Below are 19793 nucleotides of genomic sequence, written 5' to 3'. Positions count from 1 at the left end.
TAGGGTGTAGATATGACAAAAAAATACCTAAAAGTTGATGTTGTTAGTCCTCAAGGTTCAGTATTTAAAGGTGAGGCTGATATTGTAAGTCTTCGTGGATCTGCTGGAGAGATGGGTATAGCGTATGGACATACTGAACTTTTATCTACTCTCCCTGCGGGTGTTGTAAATATAAGAAAAGATGAACATACTGATGTGCTATATGTTTCAGGTGGCATTGTTGAAGTTACTCCTAGTCGCGTTACAATTATGGTTGACGATATGGAAAGGGCTGAAAATTTAAATCAAGCAGAAGCAGAGAAAGCTAGGAAGCGAGCACAAGAAGCTCTTAAGAAGCCAGATGCTTCTAAGCTTGATATTGAAGCTGCGACAAAAAGGCTTCAAGAGGCTGATGCTCGTCTTAAGGCGCTTAATTCTTCTAAAGGATTATATTACTCAAAAGACGACTAAAAAGTTCTACTACTTATCTAATTTTCTTCTACATCTTGTTCCATTTTAGTCAAAGTATTAAATCAGTTATTTGATTTATATGATAATAGTGTAATTAAAAAATGACTATTGTTAACATATTTATATAGAATTATTTATAATTATGTAATTAGTATTTATATTTATATAGTAATGAAAAGATTTTTTACTCTGGTTGTATTTTGCTTTTTGACTATACCTTTTTATATAGCTGCAGAGTCTGTTGCAGGAACACAAAAAAATATTTCTAAAGCGAATCTGCTTCCAGATAGAATCATAGCAGGATTTTTGGATGTTAGAACACCTGGCTCTACCTCTAGAGTCGATATTCAGAAGGCAAAGAGTGATGGGTATAATGTTGTTGTTATTGCTTATGGTGAGGTATATGGTACTGACATAGGTCTTTATACTTCTAGTCCTACATCGATACAGACTATCATAGATAAAGTTAGACAAGCTAAAAATTCTGGAATGAAAGTGTTACTAGCAGTTGGAGGTGTTCCAAATACATTTCATCCTGGCGTAAGTAAAACAGATATTGAGCCAAAAGTTTTTGGTAAAAAAATGACAGAAGCTCAAATTAACACTTTAGCAAATAATATTGTTAATTTTTTACATAAAAATAATATTGATGGAATTGTTTATAGTTTTAGAAAGTTTACTTCAGCAGATTTTATTAATCAGCTTTCTCTTGATATCAAGAAACTGGATTCAAAAATTGTAATTGTTGCAGAGCCTCAAGTAAATGACTATAAGCTAGTGACAACGGGTAAGAGTAATGACTATGATAAAGTCATCCAGAATGGATATATAGATTATTTATTTATTCAAGAGTATGATACATATCCTGAATATGAACCTGGCTTTATAGCTGATAGCTATTCAAGAATTGTCAATAACCTGCATATCCCAATTCATACTAAAATTTTGATAGGTGAGCCAACAAATGCAGTTTCAGGAGGAACAAATACAGTATATCATCCTGAAGGAAATGCTACTTTGTCATTAACAACTGAGCAGGCTGTTAAACTCATGTTGCCCCAGTTTGAGAAGCTTAAGTTTAAACCAAGGTTCGCAGGGGTAACAGGCTGGTCTCTAAATACTGACTATGCCGCTGATTTATATGGAGATTCTGAGCATAGTTCAGGAGCATTTGCTAAGAGTCTTAGAGAGTGTATTTATAATAATGCTTGTGCACAAGTCGATAAAACAATAAAAGGTCCGGTTATCGCAGGAATTTTACCCTTATGGGCTAAAAGTAGTTCTTATGATACTGTTGGTAAGCAGATTAATACAACCCCTGTAGATATAGCTATGCCAAAAACTAAAGAGTATTGTGAGCAAAACCCCGAAGTATGTAAGTATAATGTGATAATAGCAGCATATGCAACATATATACACGGGAAAGGGTTTGAGCTTTCATTTGGTGAAAAAAATAGGGGCTCAGATAGATTGTATAGCCCAGAAGAGCTTAAAGAGTTTATTGGCTATATGGAGTCAAAAGGAAAGCATGTTATTGTTTCGATTGGCGGAGAATCTTCTCATATTGATTGGCAAGCTGTGAATTTTGATAATTTAGCTAGTGTTGTTAAAGAATATGGTTTTGATGGTGTAAACTTCAATTTACCACATTCAGCTATTCCAAAGAATGACAAAACAGTTGAAATTGCAGCTATGAAAATAAGTAGCTTAATATCAAGTCTTAGGAAAAATAATAAGCAGTTTTGGTTAACTTTCTCACCTGAGTGGGAATATATTGTTGCGCCATTAGCAAAAAATGGTGAAGATAACTTGTATAGAGAAAGTGGTTATGTTGAGTTATTAGATGCTATTGGTATGGATAAAATAAATTACCTGTTTGTAAGTACTTTCTCAGGGAAGCCATCTGAGGGAATTATAGGGTTTGATAAAAATGTTAATAATGATTATGTTAAGATTTCACCAATTGATGGTTATGATAAATTTATAGCTTCGCTTGCTTGGGCACTGACGACTCAAGATGGTTTTAAAGTAAATAAGCCTAAATATAGTAAGATAGATAAACCTATTGTTATATCTCCCGAAAAGCTTGTTTTTGTTATTCCTGCTACACAGGGTGCTGTTCATGGAGGAAGGATATATGTGTTATCAGAATCTAAAATAAATCGAGCAGTCACATTGATGAAAGAAAATAAGGCATCATTTGCAGGATTCGCTATTTGGAGTATGGACTTTGATGCAAGTAATATTAAATTAGAAGATTTGAGTGATGATTATAAACATAAGCCTTGGAGTACTACTAATATAATAGCTAGTATTAAATTGCCACCAGTACTTTCGAATATTTATATGGATAGTCAGGATGATAGTGTAAATAAACACTCTATACAGCCACAAAAGTATATTGGAGATACACATATTATTAGGTATCCATATAATATCGGAACTTATGATGCTGATACTATAGTAAGTTTTGCGGGTAAGATGTATAAATGTAAGTCTATGCTAGAAATTAAGCTTTGTAATGATGATGCTTATATTCCTAATGGTTTATATGGCGATCTTGCATGGCAAGAGCTTAAGTCGAATAATACTAAAAAGTCTTCAAAAAACAAGAAATATAAATTAAAAGCAGGTGAGGTAGCTAATTATCCAAAGGGAATGGGAAGTTATAAGGTTGGGCAAATAGTGCTAGCTGAAGGAAGAGAGTTTGAATGTCAGAAAGAAAGGTACTGTAATGACTTATCCTATAGTCCCATGAATAAGAAAGGATTTTTGGCATGGAGTAATATTACAAATGATATCACTCATGTTGCAGCAGATAGACAGGAGATTAAACCTAGTGGTGCTGAGTATATTTATCCATATAGTATTGAAGACTATAAGGGAGGCACCGTAGTCGCTGTAGGTAATGATTTATACAGATGTAATATCGGTCCTGAGTCAAGCTTGTGTACCATGAGTGCATATAAGCCAACAGGTAAATATGGCACAGATGCTTGGACAAAGATAAGTGATAGATGACTAGATTGATTCTATAAGCTCTTTTAATTCGCCAGATTCATTCATTTCCATGATTATGTCGCATCCACCCACTAATTCACCTTTTACCCATAGTTGAGGAAAGGTTGGCCAGTCTGCATATTTTGGTAGAATAGCTCTGATGTCAGGGTTTTCTAAGATATTGACAAAAGCGAATGGTTTTCCGCATGATCTAACAGCTGTGGCAGCATGAGCAGAGAAGCCACATTGAGGAAGGTTTGGAGAGCCTTTCATGTATAGTATAATGTCATTTTCTTTAAGTTGTTTTTCTATTCTATCAACAACTTTTTGCTCTTCAGGTGTATACATATTTATTTCCTTTTTATTTGATTAAACAACTAAGCTTAGAAATTTTATCTAAAAAATGATAGCATATTATACTAAACGGGTATAGTACTAAGATGCTATAATAATTAACTTCAATTAGTTCGAGGAGAATGATTAAATGAAATTTGAATTACCAAAACTACCTTATGCACTAGATGCACTAGAGCCTACTATTTCAAAAGAAACGATTGAGTATCACTACGGTAAGCATCATCAAACGTACGTGACAAACCTAAACAATTTGGTTGAAGGTACAGAACATGCTGGTAAAAATTTGGAAGAAATAGTAAAAACTTCTTCCGGTGGTATATTTAATAATGCTGCTCAAGTATATAATCACACATTTTACTGGAACTGTCTAACACCTAATAAGACTGAAGCATCTAGTCAATTGAAAGCAGCTATAATTGAGACTTTTGGGTCAATAGATGGTTTTAAAGAGCAGTTTTCAAAAGCTGCAGTGACTACATTTGGATCTGGTTGGGCATGGCTGGTTAAAAATACTGATGGTAAACTTGAAATTGTGACTACTAGTAATGCAGGTTGTCCTCTAACAGAGAGTAAAAAGCCATTACTAACATTTGATGTTTGGGAGCATGCATATTATATCGATTACCGCAATGCTAGACCTAAGTATGTTGAGTCTCTGTGGGATATTGTAAATTGGGAGTTTGTTTCTGAGCAGTTTGTAAAATAGGCTGTTATAGATGATTAAGAATAATCTACCACTTTTCTCTTTTATAGCAGGTGTGCTTTCTATAGTTCTTGTTTTGGTGGTAATTATATTATTCCCAAGTCTTCAGATAACTGCTATTACAAAAAATGTTGTGTTAGCGATTCTTTTGCTACCATGGATAGTTTTTATTATTTCTTTATTGTTTTTCAGAAAAGATAAGTGAGTTAACCTATTCAATATTTGCCATTAATTTGATTCTGTTTCTGAAGATATAAATGATTGTAGATATTAGTATGCCGATTATGAAACTAGCAATGAAGAGTCCTTCCCAGTTATAGTGGCTTTGAACATATCCGGCAAATGGTCCTACAAGAACTCTTCCTAGTGAGTCAATCGAACTAAGTACGGCAAATTGGGTTGCTGAAAACTTTATATTTACAAGGCTCATTATCATTGCAACAAGTATTGCTGTGCCCATTGCTCCACAAAAGTATTCGACAGCAACAGAGCCTACCATTAAGTAGTAGTTTTTACCAACGATTGCGAGTAGTACGTACATTAGATTTGCTGACGCCATAATAATGCTAAAGAAAAGAAAACTTTTAAAAATTCCTATCTTGTTAGCGATTAATCCACCGGTAATAAGTCCTATTAGTGTGGCTGCTAATGAGAAGGCTTTGTATGAAACAGCTATCGTGGTTTTATCAAAGCCTAAATCGGCGAAAAAGACCGTATTGAGTGAGAACGCAATCGCATCTGCAAGCTTATAACCAATTATTATTAACAGTATTATGATTGCTGTTTTAATTCCTTGTCGTTTAAAGAATTCGATAAAGGGTTCTATAAAGGCTTCTTTAAAATTTTTTGGAGCAATAGTTGATGCGGATTCTCTCAAGAATATGCAATATAGTGGGCAAATTATAAAAAATGCAAGTATTGTTACTAAAGCTAAGCTCCAGCCATTGGATATAAGGTTCTGAGTTGAAACTATATCAATATTGGTAAATAAGGTACTTGCACCGTAGTATTCGGTAAGTTTTGGGGTGCATATTTTTATAGGCTCGGCACCTCCACTATAGTAGTCAGCAAATATTAACACTAATGAGCCTGTAACAAGCATGGCGATGCGGTAACCCATCACTGCTATAGCGTTACCTAAAGCCTTCTCTCTTTCGTTTAGGACTTCTGTTTGATATGCGTTGATAGCAATATCTTGTGTCGCAGATGTAAAGCATATCATAAAGCCAATGAATGCAATCAAAAGAGGTTGATTTGCAGGGGATAATTGACTCATGAGCGCGATCAGTATTATTAGAGTTACTTGTGTTGTAAGTATCCATCCTTTGCGCCTACCTATGTTTAAGATATTGATTTTATCAAGAAATGGGGCCCATAAATATTTGAAAGTATATGGTATAGCTATTAGTGTTAGAAAGCTTATATTTTGAATGTTGATGCCGCTATCTCGATACCAAAGTAGTAAGGATGATGCTGTAAGCATCAAAGGCAATCCTGATGCATAGCCAAGGATTAGCATTGTAAGCATTTTAGGCTGTTTAAATGGTGCGACTAACTTTTCACCAAATGTTGGAGAGCTATTCATTATACATAAGGTAGAAATTTACTGATAAAGGAATCGTAGTTTAATTGGGTAGAAAAGTAAATAAAATAAGAATGTAGTTTTGATTAAATTAAAGATCTCTACTAGTTGCACCAGTGTATAGCTGTCTTGGACGCCCAATTTTTTGTGCAGGATCATTAACCATTTCGATCCATTGAGATATCCAGCCAGAAGTTCTTGCAAGAGCAAATATCGCTGTAAACATGCTTTCTGGGATACCCATAGCTTTTAAGATAATTCCTGAGTAGAAATCTACATTCGGGAAAAGTTTTCTATCGATAAAATAGCTATCTTGTAGGGCAATTTCTTCTAATTTTTTAGCTATGGCAAGAAGCGGGTTGTCACTGTTACCTAGCTTAGCTAGAATTTCTTCGCAGTTAGCTTTCATAGCTGTGGCTCTCGGATCAGTGTTTTTGTATACTCTATGCCCGAAGCCCATTAGTCTAAATGGATCATTTTTATCTTTCGCTTTCTCGATGAATTTGTCGATATTATCAACGCTACCAATTTCTGATAGCATCTTTAATACAGCTTCATTAGCACCGCCATGAGCAGGACCCCATAGAGCAGTAATACCAGCAATGATAGCAGCATAAGGAGAGTTACCAGTTGAACCAGAAAGTCTAACGGTTGATGTTGAAGCGTTTTGTTCATGATCAGCATGAAGCATGAAGATAGTATCCATAGCCTTAACATGTAGCTCGTCAGGTTTAAAGTTTTCATCTTCACCAAACATCATATAGATAAAGTTTTCTGCGTAGCCATACTCTTTCTTAGGTTCTAAGAACTTTTTGCCTTGGTTATGTCTGTAAGCCATTGCTGCAATAGTAGCAATTTTAGCAACAATATTTTTAGCAACATCGTCTTGAGCTTCTATTTGACCATTGTGTATATGCTCAGCAGCTAATACATTAACACCAGCAATTAACCCAGACATTGGGTGTGTATGCTGTGGCATAGACGATATAGCAGCTTTGACATGCTCACATACTGGCATTTTTGAAATGATTTCGCTTCTAAAATCGTTGATTTGAGTATCATTGCCAAGCTCTCCATATATTAAAGCATAGCAAAGACTTCTGTAGTTTGATTTTTGTGTCCATTCTTCTATTGGATAGCCCCTGTGAAGAAGAACACCTTTGCCACCGTCGATATATGTGATTGTAGACTCACACGCAGCAGTTGACATAAATCCAGGATCGTAAGTAAAGACACCATGCTTTACCAGAGATGATACATCGATGCAGTCATTACCAAGGCTAGGAGTGTAGACTGGTAATTCTATTTCAATATTTTTTTCTGCATACTTAAGAGTTGCATATTTACTCATTAATAGGCCTCCAAGTGAGTTGATCAAAAAATACAATGCAAGTGGTTTGCAATAAAAAGATACCTTTTAAAAATATGCTTATTAGGTATCGTTACAGGGGAATAATAAGCTAAAGATTTCTCTTTTGCAAATAAAAAAAATATAAGCCTAAAGTGTTCTCGCTATATGTGATAATGTTTTGTAGCTTGTGTTGTTGTAATTTAAACTAAATAAGGATTAAAAAACTGTTTAAGTATTTGAATTTGTTTTAGTAAAAATATATTATTTAAGGGTTGTGGTATGACATTGGTTTACATCCAATTTACTGATATACATATAAAAATTGCTTCGGAGGAATGTCGAGCATGAAAAGAATTACAAATGTTGATTTAATGTCAATTAAATCTTATAAGTTTCCTATCACCGCTATTAGTTCTATACTACACCGTATCTCTGGTGTGGTGTTGATTTTTGCAATCCCTTTGGCAGTGGTTGGTATGAACTATACTCTAGCGGGTCCTGATGGCTACCAGCAAACAGTTGCTATATTAACCAAAGGTTGGTGTAGCGTGTTTTTTTGGCTTTTTTTGTCATCTATTACATATCATGTTTACGCAGGTGTTAGACACATGATCATGGATTTGGGCTTTGGTGAAAGTATGAAGGTTGCTAAATTTACTTCGCTATTAGTTATTGTATTAGGTGTTTTATCGGCTATTTTATGGGGGTGTTACTTATGGCTGTAATTTCATTAACTTCATCGGGTATTAAAGACTTTTTTGTACAAAGAGTTACTGCAGTAATTATTGCAGCTTATTTTGGTTATCTTATCGTTGAGGCTTTATGTTTGTCCTACTCAGGAACTCTTAATTACGATAGCTGGAGAGGTTTGTTTACTGATGGTATGTTCTTCAGAGTTGCTACATTGATGGCTTATTTGGCAATGTTTTTTCATGCTTGGGTAGGTATTTGGATTATCTGTGGTGACTACATTAAGTGTGCTTGGGCATCAGCTCTTGTTATGCTGAGTTTTGTTTTAGTTTATGTATTCTGCTTTTTTTGGTTGTTTGCAGTTTTATTTTTTTACTAAGAGGTTATTTTTATGAGTATAGCTACGCAAGAATTTGACGCTATTGTAATAGGAGCAGGTGGTGCTGGTATGAGAGCATCTTTCCAGCTTTCGCAGTCAGGTTTTAAAACAGCTGTTGTTTCTAAAGTTTTCCCTACTAGATCGCACACGGTTGCGGCTCAGGGTGGTATCGCAGCAGCTTTGGGGAATATAGATTTTGATGATGATCTTCCTTCAGATGATTGGAAGTGGCACATGTATGATACTGTTAAGGGTTCTGATTATATTGGTGATCAGGACGCTATAGAGTATATGTGTGAGCATGCTCCACAATCAATTATTGAGCTAGAGCATATGGGTATGCCTTTCTCAAGACTCAAAAATGGCAAGATATATCAGCGAGCGTTTGGTGGTATGTCAAGAAACTATGACCCAGCTAATCAAGCTGAGAGAACCTGCGCGGCAGCCGATAGAACAGGTCATGCTCTTTTACATACTTTATACCAAGGTAATTTGGCTCATAAAACAGATTTTTATACAGAGTGGTTTGCTGTTGATTTAGTTAAAGCTGATGATGGAAGTGTCGCAGGTGTCATAGCTTTAAGTATCGAAACAGGAGAAACTGTGTTCTTAAAGGCTAAGATCACAATTTTGGCTACTGGTGGGGCTGGACGCATATATGAGTCTAGTACTAACGCTTACATTAATACTGGCGATGGTATGGGTCTGGCACTAAGAGCTGACCTTCCTCTTCAGGATATGGAGTTTTGGCAGTTTCATCCAACTGGTATTGCAGGAGCTGGGGTTCTTGTTACTGAAGGCTGCCGTGGCGAAGGTGGTGTGTTGCGTAATAAAGATGGTGAAAGATTCATGGAGAGATATGCTCCAAATGCTAAGGATCTTGCTTGTCGTGACGTTGTATCTCGTGCGTCGCAGCAAGAAATTATGGAAGGTCGAGGCGATACTTTCTCCGGTACAAGCTGTGTTTGGTTAGACTTAACACACTTGGGTGAAGATGTCATTGATGAAAGGCTTCCTACAGTTAGAGAATTGGGTAGAACTTTTGCTGGAATTGATCCTGTAGAAAAACCGATACCTGTTGTACCTACTTGTCATTATCAGATGGGAGGTATACCGACTAATAAGCATGGCCAAGTGATTACTCAAGTTGATGGTGAAGATAAAGTTATTGGCGGCTTATATGCTGTTGGAGAATGTGCTTCTGTATCAGTTCATGGTGCTAATAGGCTTGGTAGTAACTCATTGTTAGATTTGGTAGTATTTGGTAGAGCTGCTGGTATGCACGCTGAACAAAGCCTTAAAGAAGGTATGCCTATGAAGGAAGTTTCGCAAGAGAATATTGAGAAAGCAACTGCTAGAATCACAAAGTGGGATACTTCTGAGCAGAGAGGTTGTCAAGAAAAGATCGCAGTGCTTAGAAAAGAGTTGCAACAAACAATGCAGCAGTATTTTTCTGTGTTTAGACAGGAAAGCACAATGAAAGAAGGTCTCGATAAGCTATTTAAGATTAGAGAAAGGCTGGATAATGCAGTTCTTGAAGATAATTCTAGAATTTTCAATATGATGAGAATAGAAGCGCTAGAGCTAGATAACCTAGTATTAACTGCGATAGCAACTGCGAAGTTGGCTCTTGAAAGAAAAGAGTCTAGAGGGGCGCACTCAAGAGTAGACTATCCTGATAGAGATGATAAAAACTGGATGAAGCATACGCTATATTTCTTAGATGGTGATAAAACATCACAGCGTGATGTGAATATGTCACCTACTAAGGTTAAAGCTTTCCAACCAGCAGAACGTAAGTATTAATTACGAGGATTTAGTGTAATGGACGTAAGATTTAAAATTTATAGATATAATCCAGAAGTAGATAAAAAGCCATATTATGATGAATATACTATTACGGTAGAAAATGAGGGTGTTAAAGTTTTAACAGCTCTTGAGCTCATTAAGGAGCAAGACCCTACATTAGCTATGAGAAGATCTTGTAGAGAAGGTGTTTGTGGTTCTGATGGAATGAATATTAATGGTAAAAACCGCTTGGCTTGTATTACTTCAGTTGGCGAGTTGAAGCAGCCAATCAAGGTTAATCCTTTGCCGGGTTTACCTGTGGTTAGAGATTTGATTGTTGATATGAAGCAGTTTTATAAAAACTATGAAAAAGTAAAACCATATCTTATTAATGATGAAGAGCCACCAGTTAAGGAAAGATTACAATCTCCTGAAGATAGAGCTAAGCTTGATGGTCTTTATGAGTGTATTTTATGTGCATGTTGTACTACTTCATGCCCATCATTCTGGTGGAATCCAGATAAGTTTATAGGTCCGTCAGGCTTATTGCAGGCATATAGGTTTATCGCAGACTCAAGAGATACAGCTACAGAGCAGAGATTAGATGATTTGAAAGATCCTTTTAGTCTCTTTAGGTGTAGAACAATTATGAACTGTGTATCTGTGTGTCCTAAAGGTCTTAATCCTACAGAAGCAATTGGTAAGATTAGGTCAGCACTACTAAGTAAAAATGTGTAAAATTTAAAACCTGTTATTTAGGTATTTATATGAAAAAACAACAACCGGATTTTAGTCAATGGTTGGAAACAACCCAGCTCTTCGGAGGTAATCTAGAGTATCTTGAATCAATATATGATGACTATGTAATGGGCAACTATGAGGATATTGATCCAAAATGGTTGTCCTTTTTTGATTCTATAGCTAGCTCAACTGATACTGTACATCGTGATTTGGTAGATGAGTTTAAGTTCCTGGCTAAAAATAAAGCTACATCCACAGCTATCGTTAATGGCGAAGGAGATGTTGGGCTAAAGGCTAAGGCTCTTGTCAAAGCCTATCGTTCACATGGCTATAAATCAGCAAATATTGATCCATTAGGACTAATGAAATACCAGAGAGATTCTGATTTGGAATTGTCTGCTCATGGACTTTCTGAAAAAGACTTGTCTGAAAAGGTTAATCTTGGTGATTTTACTGATAATAAGGCTATTAGTCTTAAAGAAGTGGTAGAAAAAGCTAAATCAATTTATGAGTCTAGTGTCGGCTATGAGTATAGATACATAGGAAATAAAGAAGAAAAATTATGGCTTCAAGACAAGATTGAAAAAAACTTGTCTATCTCTCAATCAGATAAGAAATGGATTTTACAGCAGCTAGTTGCAGCTGAAGGGTTAGAAAAATATTTAGCTCTAAGGTATGTTGGTCAGAAGAGATTTGGCTTAGAGGGTGGAGAATCTCTAATCCCTTCACTTCAGCATGTTATTGAAAAAGCAGTTTCTAGACACTCAACAAGATTCATTCAGTTGGGTATGGCTCATAGAGGACGTTTAAATGTTCTTGTAAATGTGATGGGTAAAAATCCTAAGGATTTGTTTGAAGAGTTTGAAGGTAAGCAAAGTGAAAAAAGTTTATCTGGTGATGTTAAATACCATATGGGGTACTCGAATTATAGGTGTGTTGATGGTAAAGAGGCAAAAATTGCACTAGCATTTAACCCTTCACATCTTGAGACTGTTGATCCTGTGGTTGAAGGTGCAGCTAAAGCTATACAAGATAAGCTAGATGGTAATGTTCATAACAAGGTTTTACCGATATTGATACATGGTGATTCGGCTTTCTGTGGACAAGGTATTGTTATGGAAACTTTTGGTTTTTCACTCACAGAAGCATATGGAACTGGTGGTACGGTTCATCTTGTAGTTAACAACCAGGTTGGGTTTACAACTAGTAGTACATTTGGTGTAAATAGAAGTAGTAATTATTCTACTGATATTGCTAAGATGGTTGATGCACCAATATTTCATGTAAACTGTGATGATCCTGAAGCTGTTCTTAAGGTTGCTGATATAGCTCTTGAGTATCGTATGAAATTCAATAAGGATGTGGTTATTGATTTGGTTTGTTATCGTAGGAATGGACATAATGAAACTGATGAGCCATCAGGAACTCAGCCACAAATGTACGAGGTAATTAAGAAGCTTCCTACAACATTAAAGTTATATAGTGAAAAACTTATCAGCGAAGGTGCTATTGATGCAGGCCTTCTTGCGCAGTTGAATGCTAATTATCGTAGTAAGCTTGATAATGGTAAAGTTACGATAGATATTCTTGATAGAAAAACAGTGAAAGACAAACTTAATGTTTGTGATTGGCTTCCTTATATAGGTAAGCAAGAAACTAAATATAGCTATAACGCAATAGCTGAAGAAGGTCTTAAAGAGCTAGCATTAAGAATGAGTGAAGTGCCTGAAGAAGTTAAGGCGCAGATGCAAGTTAAAAAGGCATTAACAGATAGAGTGAAGATGGCAAACGGAGAGCTTCCTTTAAATTGGGGATTTGCAGAATCTCTTGCTTATGCAACACTACTTGATGAAGGTTATTCAGTAAGAATATCTGGAGAAGATAGTGGTAGGGGTACTTTCTCTCATCGACATGCTGTTGTTAAAAACATGAACACTAGTTCTCAGCTAAAAGAATATGTACCACTGAAGCATATTAATGAAAATGTTAGGTTTGATATTATTGATTCTACACTTTCAGAGTATGGAGTGTTAGGCTTTGAATATGGTTATAGTTGCTATAGTCCTGACTCTCTAGTGATTTGGGAGGCGCAGTTTGGTGACTTCGTAAATACTGCTCAGGTTGTAATAGATCAATTCTTAGTGGCAGCAGAAGAAAAATGGGGTATTTTGTCTGGCTTGACATTATTTTTGCCTCATGGTCAAGAAGGTGCTGGTGCTGAGCACTCTTCAGCGCGTTTAGAACGATTCTTGAGTTCATGTGCCAATAAAAATATGCAAGTGTGTACACCTACAACACCAGCACAAATTTATCATTTATTAAGACGTCAAGTGATTAGACCGCTTAGAAAGCCATTGATCGTAATGACACCTAAGAGTTTATTAAGAAATCCTATGGCTGTGTCTACACTAGAAGAGCTTTCAAAAGGTAAGTTTGAGCCTATTATAGATGATGTAAATGCTAGTGAAAATAAAGTCAAGAAATTAATACTTTGTAATGGTAAAGTTTATTATGATTTGATTGCTAAAAAGCAAGATACTCATAAGGATATTGCTGTAGTAAGACTCGAAGAGCTATATCCATTCCCACAAGAGGAATTAGCAAATATCTTTGCAAAATATAAGCAAGTTGACAAAGTTGTATGGTTGCAAGAAGAACCGCAGAACAAAGGAGCTTGGTATAATATTAGACACTTTATAGAGAAGCTTGTATCTAAAAACCAAGAGTTGCTATGTGTAGCAAGGGAAAGATCATCTACTCCTGCAGTCGGTTACCACGCTTTGTATGTTAAGCAGCAAGAAGAAATTATTAATAGAGCTTTAGAAATATAAAATTTGAATTATTACTAGGAGTAAGAAATGGTTGAATTAAAAGTACCTATGTTTCCGGAGTCCGTTGCAGATGGCACATTAGCTCAATGGAATAAGAATGAAGGCGACTTTGTTGAAGAAGGTGATATTATCGCTGAAATTGAAACTGATAAAGTAGTTATGGAAGTTCCAGCGACAGCGAGCGGAGTCCTTAAAGGCATTAAAAAGCATGAAGGAGATACTGTGCTTTCTGAAGAATCTTTAGCAAGTATTGATACAGATGCTGTGGCTGCAGACTCTGATCAAGAAGTGGTTGCTACTGAAGAAACAGCTCAGGCTACACAATCATCAGGTAAGGAAATCGATGTTAAAGCACCTGTTTTCCCAGAGTCTGTTGCAGATGGTACAGTTTCTGAGTGGCATAAGCAAGAAGGTGAAGCTGTTGCCGAAGGTGATATTTTAGCTGAGATAGAGACTGATAAAGTAGTTATGGAAGTTCCAGCGACATCAAATGGTGTATTGTCTAAAATATTGAAACCTGCTGGTGAAACAGTTCTTTCATCAGAATTAATTGCAAAAATTTCAGAAGGTGCGGCTGTTGCTACAGTAGCCAAAGAAGAAGTGAGATCTCAAGCTGATAGCACAGGTAATGATCCGCATCTAGTTCCTTCTGCGCGTAAGGCGTTTAATTCAAGTGGATTAGAATCTGCCGCTAGTATCGAAGGTACTGGTAAAAAGGGACGTATAACATCTGAAGATGTTAAAAAGGCAGCATCTAGTAGTAAACCACAACAGCCAACTGTAGTTGCTAATCAAGGTCCAAGATATGAAAAAAGAGTTAAAATGACTCGTCTGCGTCAAACAATTGCAAACAGGTTAGTTGAAGTTCAACATACTAATGCGATTTTGACTACTTTTAATGAAGTGGATATGACAGCAGTTATGGAGCTTAGAAAAAAATATAAAGACATGTTTGTCAAAGAGCATGATACTAAGCTTGGATTTATGTCATTCTTTATAAAAGCTGCGACTGAAGCTCTTAAGAAGTTTCCTGATGTTAATGCTTCAATTGATGGTGATGAAATTGTTTATCATAACTTCTTTGATATCGGTATTGCTGTTGGTACAGATAGAGGTTTAGTAGTACCAGTTTTAAGAGATACTGACAGTAAATCCTTAGCGGAGCTAGAAGCTGATGTGCTTGATAAAGCAATTAAAGGTCGTGATGGCAAGTTAAGCTTAGAAGATATGCAAGGCGGTACGTTCACTATCACTAATGGTGGTACCTATGGATCTATGCTATCTACACCAATCATTAACTCACCACAGAGTGCAATCTTAGGTATGCATAACATTGTCGAAAGACCTATGGTAGTAAATGGTGAGATCAAAATACGTCCAATCATGTACTTGGCATTATCTTATGATCATAGAATTATTGATGGTGGAACATCTGTAAGATTTTTAAAGATGATCAAAGAATTGCTTGAAGATCCTAATAGAATTCTTTTACAAGTTTAATTATTCTATTCAAACTTATTCTAAAGGTATTATATTTCCATGAGTTTAGATTTTATAAAAGATAGAATTGTAGCCGTGCCTGATTTTCCAAAGCCGGGTATAATTTTTAGAGATATTACTCCATTACTAGCAGATCCTGAAGGTCTGAAGATAACTGCTTTGGCTATGGCTAAAGAACTTAAAGCAAAGGGTATAAACCCAACAATTATTGCAGGTACTGAAAGTAGAGGTTTTATTTTTGGGGTTGCACTTGCGGAAGTCTTAGGTTTAGGATTTGTGCCTGTTAGAAAGCCAGGCAAACTTCCTAGAGAAACTTATAGTGTAAGCTATGAGCTAGAGTATGGTAGTGATAGTTTAGAAATTCATAAAGATGCTTTTAAGCCGTCAGATAGTGTGCTAGTTGTTGATGATTTGTTGGCAACTGGTGGTACGGCAAAAGCCACAGTACAGCTTATCGAGAAAACTCAAGCAAATGTTGCAGGCCTTATATTCGTTATAGAGCTTGATGGCTTAAATGGTAGAAAAGTTCTTGAAGGGTATAATGTTTCGTCGTTGGTAAAATACTAAAGGAAGATTATGGCTAAGTATTTTGGTACAGATGGTATTCGTGGAGAGGTTGGTAACTCTGTCATACAGGCAGAGTTTATGCAAAAACTTGGGAATGCGGTTGGTACATTCATAATTGATAAAGGTTATCCTAAAATTGCTATTGTTGGGCAAGATACGCGTAGCTCTGGAAAGTTCTTAAAATTTGCCTTAGTCTCAGGTTTAAATGCGGCAGGGATTGATGTTATTGATTTGGAAGTGGTTCCTACTCCTGTTGTAGCATTCATAACAGTAAAGCATAAAGCAGCTGCTGGGTTTGTAATTACTGCATCACATAATAAATTTACTGATAACGGAGTTAAGCTTTTTTCATCAGATGGTTTTAAGTTGGATGATGCGTTAGAAGAAGAGATTGAAGCCAAAATAGATTCAGACTTTATTTATCAACCAGAATATAGATTTGGTAGTTATAAAGTTGCTGATGGTTTTATGCGTGAATATATCGAAAACCTATTTGATAGATTTGGCTCTTTAGTTAAGTATAAAGGAAAGGTTGTTATCGATTGCGCACACGGAGCTGCCTCAAAGCATTTTGAAGTTTTGCTTGATAGATTTGGTATTGATTACATTTCTATAGCATCTAATCCTGATGGGTTAAACATAAATGTTGATTGTGGAGCGACTTGTATTTCTAATATTCAAAAAGCTGTAAAAGAGCATAATGCTGATTTAGGAATATCATTAGATGGAGATGCTGATAGAATTATTATCGTTGATGAAAATGCTCAAGAGATTGATGGTGACGGAATACTAAATATTATCGCGCAGTATAGTGATATTTGCGGAGGTACTGCTGGTATAGTAGGTACACAGATGACAAATATGAGTTATGAAAATCACTATAAGTCAAATAACATATCATTTATTCGTTCTAAAGTTGGTGATAGATATGTTTTAGAAGATTTAGTTAAGCATGGTTATAAGATAGGTGGTGAGTCATCAGGTCATGTTATCAATCTAAACTTTGGAACTACAGGTGATGGTTTGTCCACAGCTATACAGTTACTAGCTATTTTTTCACAAAATGATAAACCAGTATCGGCATTTAAGCTAGATGGTGAGTTGATGCAACAAACGATGATCAATGTCCCACTGAATTTTAAAGTAACATCTGATCACTTAGCTAAGCTAGCTAGTGATGTTGCAGAAGTTGAAGAGCGCTTGAGTAATCGTGGACGTGTATTGTTAAGGCCTTCAGGGACTGAGCCTGTCTTGAGAGTTATGGTCGAAGCAGACAATAAGAATTTAGCTACAAAAGAAGCAGAATATTTGGTTGAAAAAGTAAAACAAAAGTTGGTATAGATATGCAAAAATTAATAATGGGCAATTGGAAGATGAATGGTAACTCTGCAAGCATAGAAGAGCTTTGTAGAGGTATTTCACAAGCGGAGTACAATAGTGACAAAGTCGCTGTAGCTGTGTTTCCATCAAGTGTATATATCAAAGAGGTGCTTGCACAACTTCCTAAAGAAATTGGAGTAGGTCTACAAAATATTACTTTTTATGATAATGGAGCATATACTGGAGAGCTATCAGCTGATATGCTTCATGATATTGGATGTAATTATCTACTTATAGGACATTCTGAAAGAAGATCTTTGTTTGGTGAGACTGATCAAGATGTTTTCAAAAAACTTAATAAGATTATAGATACATCAGTTGTGCCAGTTGTTTGTATAGGTGAGTCGCTAGAAGATAGACAAGGTGGAAGGTTAGAAAAAGTATTAACAACACAATTAAGCCTAATACTAGAAAATTTGTCTATTGAGCAACTTGCTAGGGTTGTAATAGCGTATGAGCCAGTTTGGGCTATAGGTACAGGAGTTGTAGCATCATTAGAACAGGTGCAAGAAACACATCAGTTTATTCGTTCGCTAGTGACCAAAGTAGATGAAAATCTTGCTAAAAATATGAAAATAGTGTATGGTGGTAGCCTAAAAGCTGAAAATGCTAAAGATATATTAAGCCTACCAGATGTAGATGGTGGTTTGATTGGAGGAGCATCATTGAAAGCTTCTGAGTTTAACGAAATAATAAATCAAGCAAATAAAATATGTACGGAATAATTTTAACTATAGATATTATCGCTGCTATTGCTATTGTGGCACTTGTGTTGTTGCAACAAGGTAAAGGAGCTAATATGGGTGTTTCTTTCGGTGGTGGAGCGTCTAATACTGTTTTTGGTAGTAAAGGTGCAGCTTCATTTCTATTTAAAATGACAGTGTTTTTTACAGCGGTATTTTTTGTATGTTGCCTTACTTTAGGATACCTAGGAAAGTCGCACACTACAATGACTAGTGTAAGTACTGCGAACACTGATAGCTCAATAGCTAGTCAGTATGACCAATATCAAAAAGAGGTTGCAAAAACTTCTACGACTAAAGAAGCAGCATCTAAGTAAAGTTTAATTGCACCGGTGGTGGAATTGGTAGACACGCCATCTTGAGGGGGTGGTGTCCGAAGGACGTGCGAGTTCAAATCTCGCTCGGTGCACCAAATATCATTTCTAACAAGTATCGAAAAATCTTTAAAATCAATATTCTTAGCTAGCTTGATAGTTTTATATAGTCCCAAATCATATCAATGAAGTTCTTGATAAAGTTTTGCTTATAAAAACGGAATTAGAGCAGGCACATTATTAGATTTAATTATCCTTAAATTTCCAAATCTAATATAGTGACTTTGTTAGAAATAATTTTTAAAATACTTGTATTGAGGGCTGTTTAAGTAAATATATCGATAGCACCTATAAAATATTTTTTATTATTGATAACATAGCTATAGTGTATTAGGTATATCTAATTAAATTAGCTATCTATGAGTAGACAAGTCAAAGAAGTTGTAGACAAAAATATAATAGAAGGTACAAGGTATTTTATATCATTAGTAGAGCTGGGATCTTATGCAGCGGTAAAGAGTTATTATTCGGTCGAAGTTAATACTATTAGAAATAAGTTAGAGCTGTTGGAAAGTTATCTAGGAGTTAAATTAATTCAATCAGGTAGCAATAAAGTCGAAATAACAAAATATGGTAAAAAATACTATGCATCGTGTCATAAGCTATATATAGATTTAGAGAATAGTATTCTTTCCAGTAAATATAAAGGTGTTGATAAATTAAAATATATAAGAATTTTTGGCACTAGAACCTTTGTTAATTATATTTCGCCAGCTATCCATGAGGTAGACCCTAAGAATGAGTATACTTTTACATTTGATAGCTATCTTTTATCTCAAGCAAATAGTTATATTTATCAGTTGAATAACTATGATATAGCATTTATAGCGTTTAAAGATTTGGATAAAATAGATCAAGATCATTGGATGGTCTGTGCAACTATAGATTCAGTAAATTTGCCATCTAAGATTTATGTTAACCAAGAGCTATTAGATAAGTACGATTTAAAATCAAACCCTTTAAATGTTTTTGAACTTCCTTTCATTATGCGTAGAGATCAGCCTTCATTTAGCTTAAATATTACGGTAGATGGTAAATCTGTAAATCAACAGATTAAAAATATAAAGTATTTGGTTGAGGATGATGGCCATAAAGTATCTCTTATTGATAAAGGTTTAGGAGCAGGGGTTCTTTTGGATAACTATGCCAAAATATCAAATTCATCTATAATTAGTATAGACAGTATTACAACGGAAACTTTTTATGATATGCAGGCAGTAATAGTGTCAAAGCACCTTAGAAATAGAACAAGGATAATAGAGTTTCTTCGTAAACAAATGAATAATTATGTCAGTACTGTTTTAGGACAGTAGCTATTGCTTTATATGCCATTGATATTATAAGTTCGTAATGGTAA

At 35.5% G+C, this 19793-nt stretch carries 18 protein-coding genes and 1 tRNA gene; 16 read left to right on the top strand and 3 right to left on the bottom strand.

Features of this window, described 5'->3' with window-relative positions:
* Nucleotides 1-12: 12 nt before the first annotated feature.
* Together F3D59_RS06025 and F3D59_RS06020 are read left to right on the top strand one after the other, a co-directional pair.
* Nucleotides 13-450 carry a F0F1 ATP synthase subunit epsilon gene (locus F3D59_RS06025; protein ID WP_150464177.1) on the top strand — a complete coding sequence of 146 codons (438 nt, stop codon included), beginning with the start codon at nucleotides 13-15 and terminating at the stop codon, nucleotides 448-450.
* 171 nt (nucleotides 451-621) lie between these two features.
* Nucleotides 622-3471 carry a glycosyl hydrolase family 18 protein gene (locus F3D59_RS06020; protein ID WP_150464176.1) on the top strand — a complete coding sequence of 950 codons (2850 nt, stop codon included), beginning with the start codon at nucleotides 622-624 and terminating at the stop codon, nucleotides 3469-3471.
* On the opposite strand, the gene grxD is transcribed toward F3D59_RS06020, so the two are convergent.
* Nucleotides 3472-3798, bottom strand: coding sequence for a Grx4 family monothiol glutaredoxin (grxD, locus tag F3D59_RS06015; protein WP_013922337.1), 327 nt, complete (start codon nucleotides 3796-3798; stop codon nucleotides 3472-3474).
* Nucleotides 3799-3934: 136 nt separating this feature from the next.
* On the opposite strand from grxD, the gene F3D59_RS06010 reads away from it, so the two are divergent.
* Both F3D59_RS06010 and F3D59_RS06005 read left to right on the top strand, forming a co-directional pair.
* Nucleotides 3935-4513 carry a superoxide dismutase gene (locus tag F3D59_RS06010; RefSeq protein ID WP_150464175.1) on the top strand — a complete coding sequence of 193 codons (579 nt, stop codon included), beginning with the start codon at nucleotides 3935-3937 and terminating at the stop codon, nucleotides 4511-4513.
* Nucleotides 4514-4523: 10 nt separating this feature from the next.
* On the top strand, nucleotides 4524-4715 hold the full coding sequence (locus F3D59_RS06005) for a hypothetical protein (RefSeq protein WP_013922339.1): 192 nt from the start codon (nucleotides 4524-4526) through the stop codon (nucleotides 4713-4715).
* 6 nt (nucleotides 4716-4721) lie between these two features.
* Here the strand turns inward: F3D59_RS06005 and F3D59_RS06000 are convergent, their stop codons facing one another.
* Complete coding sequence (locus F3D59_RS06000; protein WP_150464174.1) at nucleotides 4722-6095, bottom strand: AmpG family muropeptide MFS transporter; 1374 nt, start codon at nucleotides 6093-6095, stop codon at nucleotides 4722-4724.
* Nucleotides 6096-6183: 88 nt separating this feature from the next.
* Entirely contained in the window at nucleotides 6184-7443 is a 1260-nt protein-coding gene (locus tag F3D59_RS05995) for a citrate synthase (RefSeq protein WP_150464173.1), read from the bottom strand.
* A 344-nt stretch (nucleotides 7444-7787) separates the two neighbouring features.
* On the opposite strand from F3D59_RS05995, the gene sdhC reads away from it, so the two are divergent.
* From sdhC to F3D59_RS05935, 12 genes are all read left to right on the top strand, one after another.
* Entirely contained in the window at nucleotides 7788-8168 is a 381-nt protein-coding gene (gene sdhC / locus F3D59_RS05990; protein WP_146420898.1) for a succinate dehydrogenase, cytochrome b556 subunit, read from the top strand.
* On the top strand, nucleotides 8144-8512 hold the full coding sequence (gene sdhD / locus F3D59_RS05985; RefSeq protein WP_146420897.1) for a succinate dehydrogenase, hydrophobic membrane anchor protein: 369 nt from the start codon (nucleotides 8144-8146) through the stop codon (nucleotides 8510-8512). Before sdhC ends, sdhD begins: the two co-directional genes overlap by 25 nt.
* A 12-nt stretch (nucleotides 8513-8524) precedes the next feature.
* Complete coding sequence (gene sdhA, locus F3D59_RS05980) at nucleotides 8525-10318, top strand: succinate dehydrogenase flavoprotein subunit (RefSeq protein ID WP_146420896.1); 1794 nt, start codon at nucleotides 8525-8527, stop codon at nucleotides 10316-10318.
* An 18-nt stretch (nucleotides 10319-10336) separates the two neighbouring features.
* Complete coding sequence (locus F3D59_RS05975) at nucleotides 10337-11038, top strand: succinate dehydrogenase iron-sulfur subunit (RefSeq protein ID WP_013922345.1); 702 nt, start codon at nucleotides 10337-10339, stop codon at nucleotides 11036-11038.
* A 29-nt stretch (nucleotides 11039-11067) separates the two neighbouring features.
* On the top strand, nucleotides 11068-13872 hold the full coding sequence (locus tag F3D59_RS05970) for a 2-oxoglutarate dehydrogenase E1 component (protein ID WP_150464172.1): 2805 nt from the start codon (nucleotides 11068-11070) through the stop codon (nucleotides 13870-13872).
* Nucleotides 13873-13899: 27 nt separating this feature from the next.
* Nucleotides 13900-15372 (top strand): 2-oxoglutarate dehydrogenase complex dihydrolipoyllysine-residue succinyltransferase, encoded by a 1473-nt coding sequence (odhB, locus tag F3D59_RS05965; RefSeq protein ID WP_150464171.1) that lies wholly within the window; start codon nucleotides 13900-13902, stop codon nucleotides 15370-15372.
* Between the two features lie 39 nt (nucleotides 15373-15411).
* On the top strand, nucleotides 15412-15939 hold the full coding sequence (locus F3D59_RS05960; protein ID WP_150464170.1) for an adenine phosphoribosyltransferase: 528 nt from the start codon (nucleotides 15412-15414) through the stop codon (nucleotides 15937-15939).
* A gap of 9 nt (nucleotides 15940-15948) precedes the next feature.
* On the top strand, nucleotides 15949-17280 hold the full coding sequence (glmM, locus tag F3D59_RS05955) for a phosphoglucosamine mutase (protein WP_150464169.1): 1332 nt from the start codon (nucleotides 15949-15951) through the stop codon (nucleotides 17278-17280).
* Nucleotides 17281-17282: 2 nt separating this feature from the next.
* On the top strand, nucleotides 17283-18044 hold the full coding sequence (gene tpiA, locus F3D59_RS05950; protein WP_150464168.1) for a triose-phosphate isomerase: 762 nt from the start codon (nucleotides 17283-17285) through the stop codon (nucleotides 18042-18044).
* A complete protein-coding gene (gene secG / locus F3D59_RS05945) occupies nucleotides 18032-18379 on the top strand; it encodes a preprotein translocase subunit SecG (RefSeq protein ID WP_149368856.1) in 348 nt (115 codons plus the stop codon). Before tpiA ends, secG begins: the two co-directional genes overlap by 13 nt.
* Before the next feature lie 9 nt (nucleotides 18380-18388).
* Nucleotides 18389-18474: transfer RNA gene (locus tag F3D59_RS05940), tRNA-Leu, on the top strand.
* 321 nt (nucleotides 18475-18795) lie between these two features.
* Complete coding sequence (locus F3D59_RS05935) at nucleotides 18796-19749, top strand: LysR family transcriptional regulator (protein ID WP_013922362.1); 954 nt, start codon at nucleotides 18796-18798, stop codon at nucleotides 19747-19749.
* Nucleotides 19750-19793: the final 44 nt, after the last annotated feature.

This window comes from Francisella sp. XLW-1 (assembly GCF_008711455.1).
GTDB lineage: Bacteria > Pseudomonadota > Gammaproteobacteria > Francisellales > Francisellaceae > Francisella > Francisella salimarina.
Note: the sequence above shows the minus strand (reverse complement) of the source record. Positions and strands in the feature narration are given on the sequence as shown.

Excerpts from the sequence above, each read along its gene's own strand:
- F3D59_RS06010 (WP_150464175.1), top strand. The coding sequence starts at position 3,935 with ATGAAATTTGAATTACCAAAACTACCTTATGCACTAGATGCACTAGAG.
- F3D59_RS05995 (WP_150464173.1), bottom strand. The coding sequence starts at position 7,443 with ATGAGTAAATATGCAACTCTTAAGTATGCAGAAAAAAATATTGAAATA.
- F3D59_RS05935 (WP_013922362.1), top strand. The coding sequence starts at position 18,796 with ATGAGTAGACAAGTCAAAGAAGTTGTAGACAAAAATATAATAGAAGGT.
- F3D59_RS06000 (WP_150464174.1), bottom strand. The coding sequence starts at position 6,095 with ATGAATAGCTCTCCAACATTTGGTGAAAAGTTAGTCGCACCATTTAAA.
- F3D59_RS05970 (WP_150464172.1), top strand. The coding sequence starts at position 11,068 with ATGAAAAAACAACAACCGGATTTTAGTCAATGGTTGGAAACAACCCAG.
- sdhA (WP_146420896.1), top strand. The coding sequence starts at position 8,525 with ATGAGTATAGCTACGCAAGAATTTGACGCTATTGTAATAGGAGCAGGT.
- F3D59_RS05975 (WP_013922345.1), top strand. The coding sequence starts at position 10,337 with ATGGACGTAAGATTTAAAATTTATAGATATAATCCAGAAGTAGATAAA.
- secG (WP_149368856.1), top strand. The coding sequence starts at position 18,032 with ATGTACGGAATAATTTTAACTATAGATATTATCGCTGCTATTGCTATT.
- F3D59_RS05960 (WP_150464170.1), top strand. The coding sequence starts at position 15,412 with ATGAGTTTAGATTTTATAAAAGATAGAATTGTAGCCGTGCCTGATTTT.
- F3D59_RS06025 (WP_150464177.1), top strand. The coding sequence starts at position 13 with ATGACAAAAAAATACCTAAAAGTTGATGTTGTTAGTCCTCAAGGTTCA.
- F3D59_RS06005 (WP_013922339.1), top strand. The coding sequence starts at position 4,524 with ATGATTAAGAATAATCTACCACTTTTCTCTTTTATAGCAGGTGTGCTT.
- sdhC (WP_146420898.1), top strand. The coding sequence starts at position 7,788 with ATGAAAAGAATTACAAATGTTGATTTAATGTCAATTAAATCTTATAAG.
- F3D59_RS06020 (WP_150464176.1), top strand. The coding sequence starts at position 622 with ATGAAAAGATTTTTTACTCTGGTTGTATTTTGCTTTTTGACTATACCT.
- glmM (WP_150464169.1), top strand. The coding sequence starts at position 15,949 with ATGGCTAAGTATTTTGGTACAGATGGTATTCGTGGAGAGGTTGGTAAC.
- sdhD (WP_146420897.1), top strand. The coding sequence starts at position 8,144 with ATGGGGGTGTTACTTATGGCTGTAATTTCATTAACTTCATCGGGTATT.
- tpiA (WP_150464168.1), top strand. The coding sequence starts at position 17,283 with ATGCAAAAATTAATAATGGGCAATTGGAAGATGAATGGTAACTCTGCA.
- odhB (WP_150464171.1), top strand. The coding sequence starts at position 13,900 with ATGGTTGAATTAAAAGTACCTATGTTTCCGGAGTCCGTTGCAGATGGC.
- grxD (WP_013922337.1), bottom strand. The coding sequence starts at position 3,798 with ATGTATACACCTGAAGAGCAAAAAGTTGTTGATAGAATAGAAAAACAA.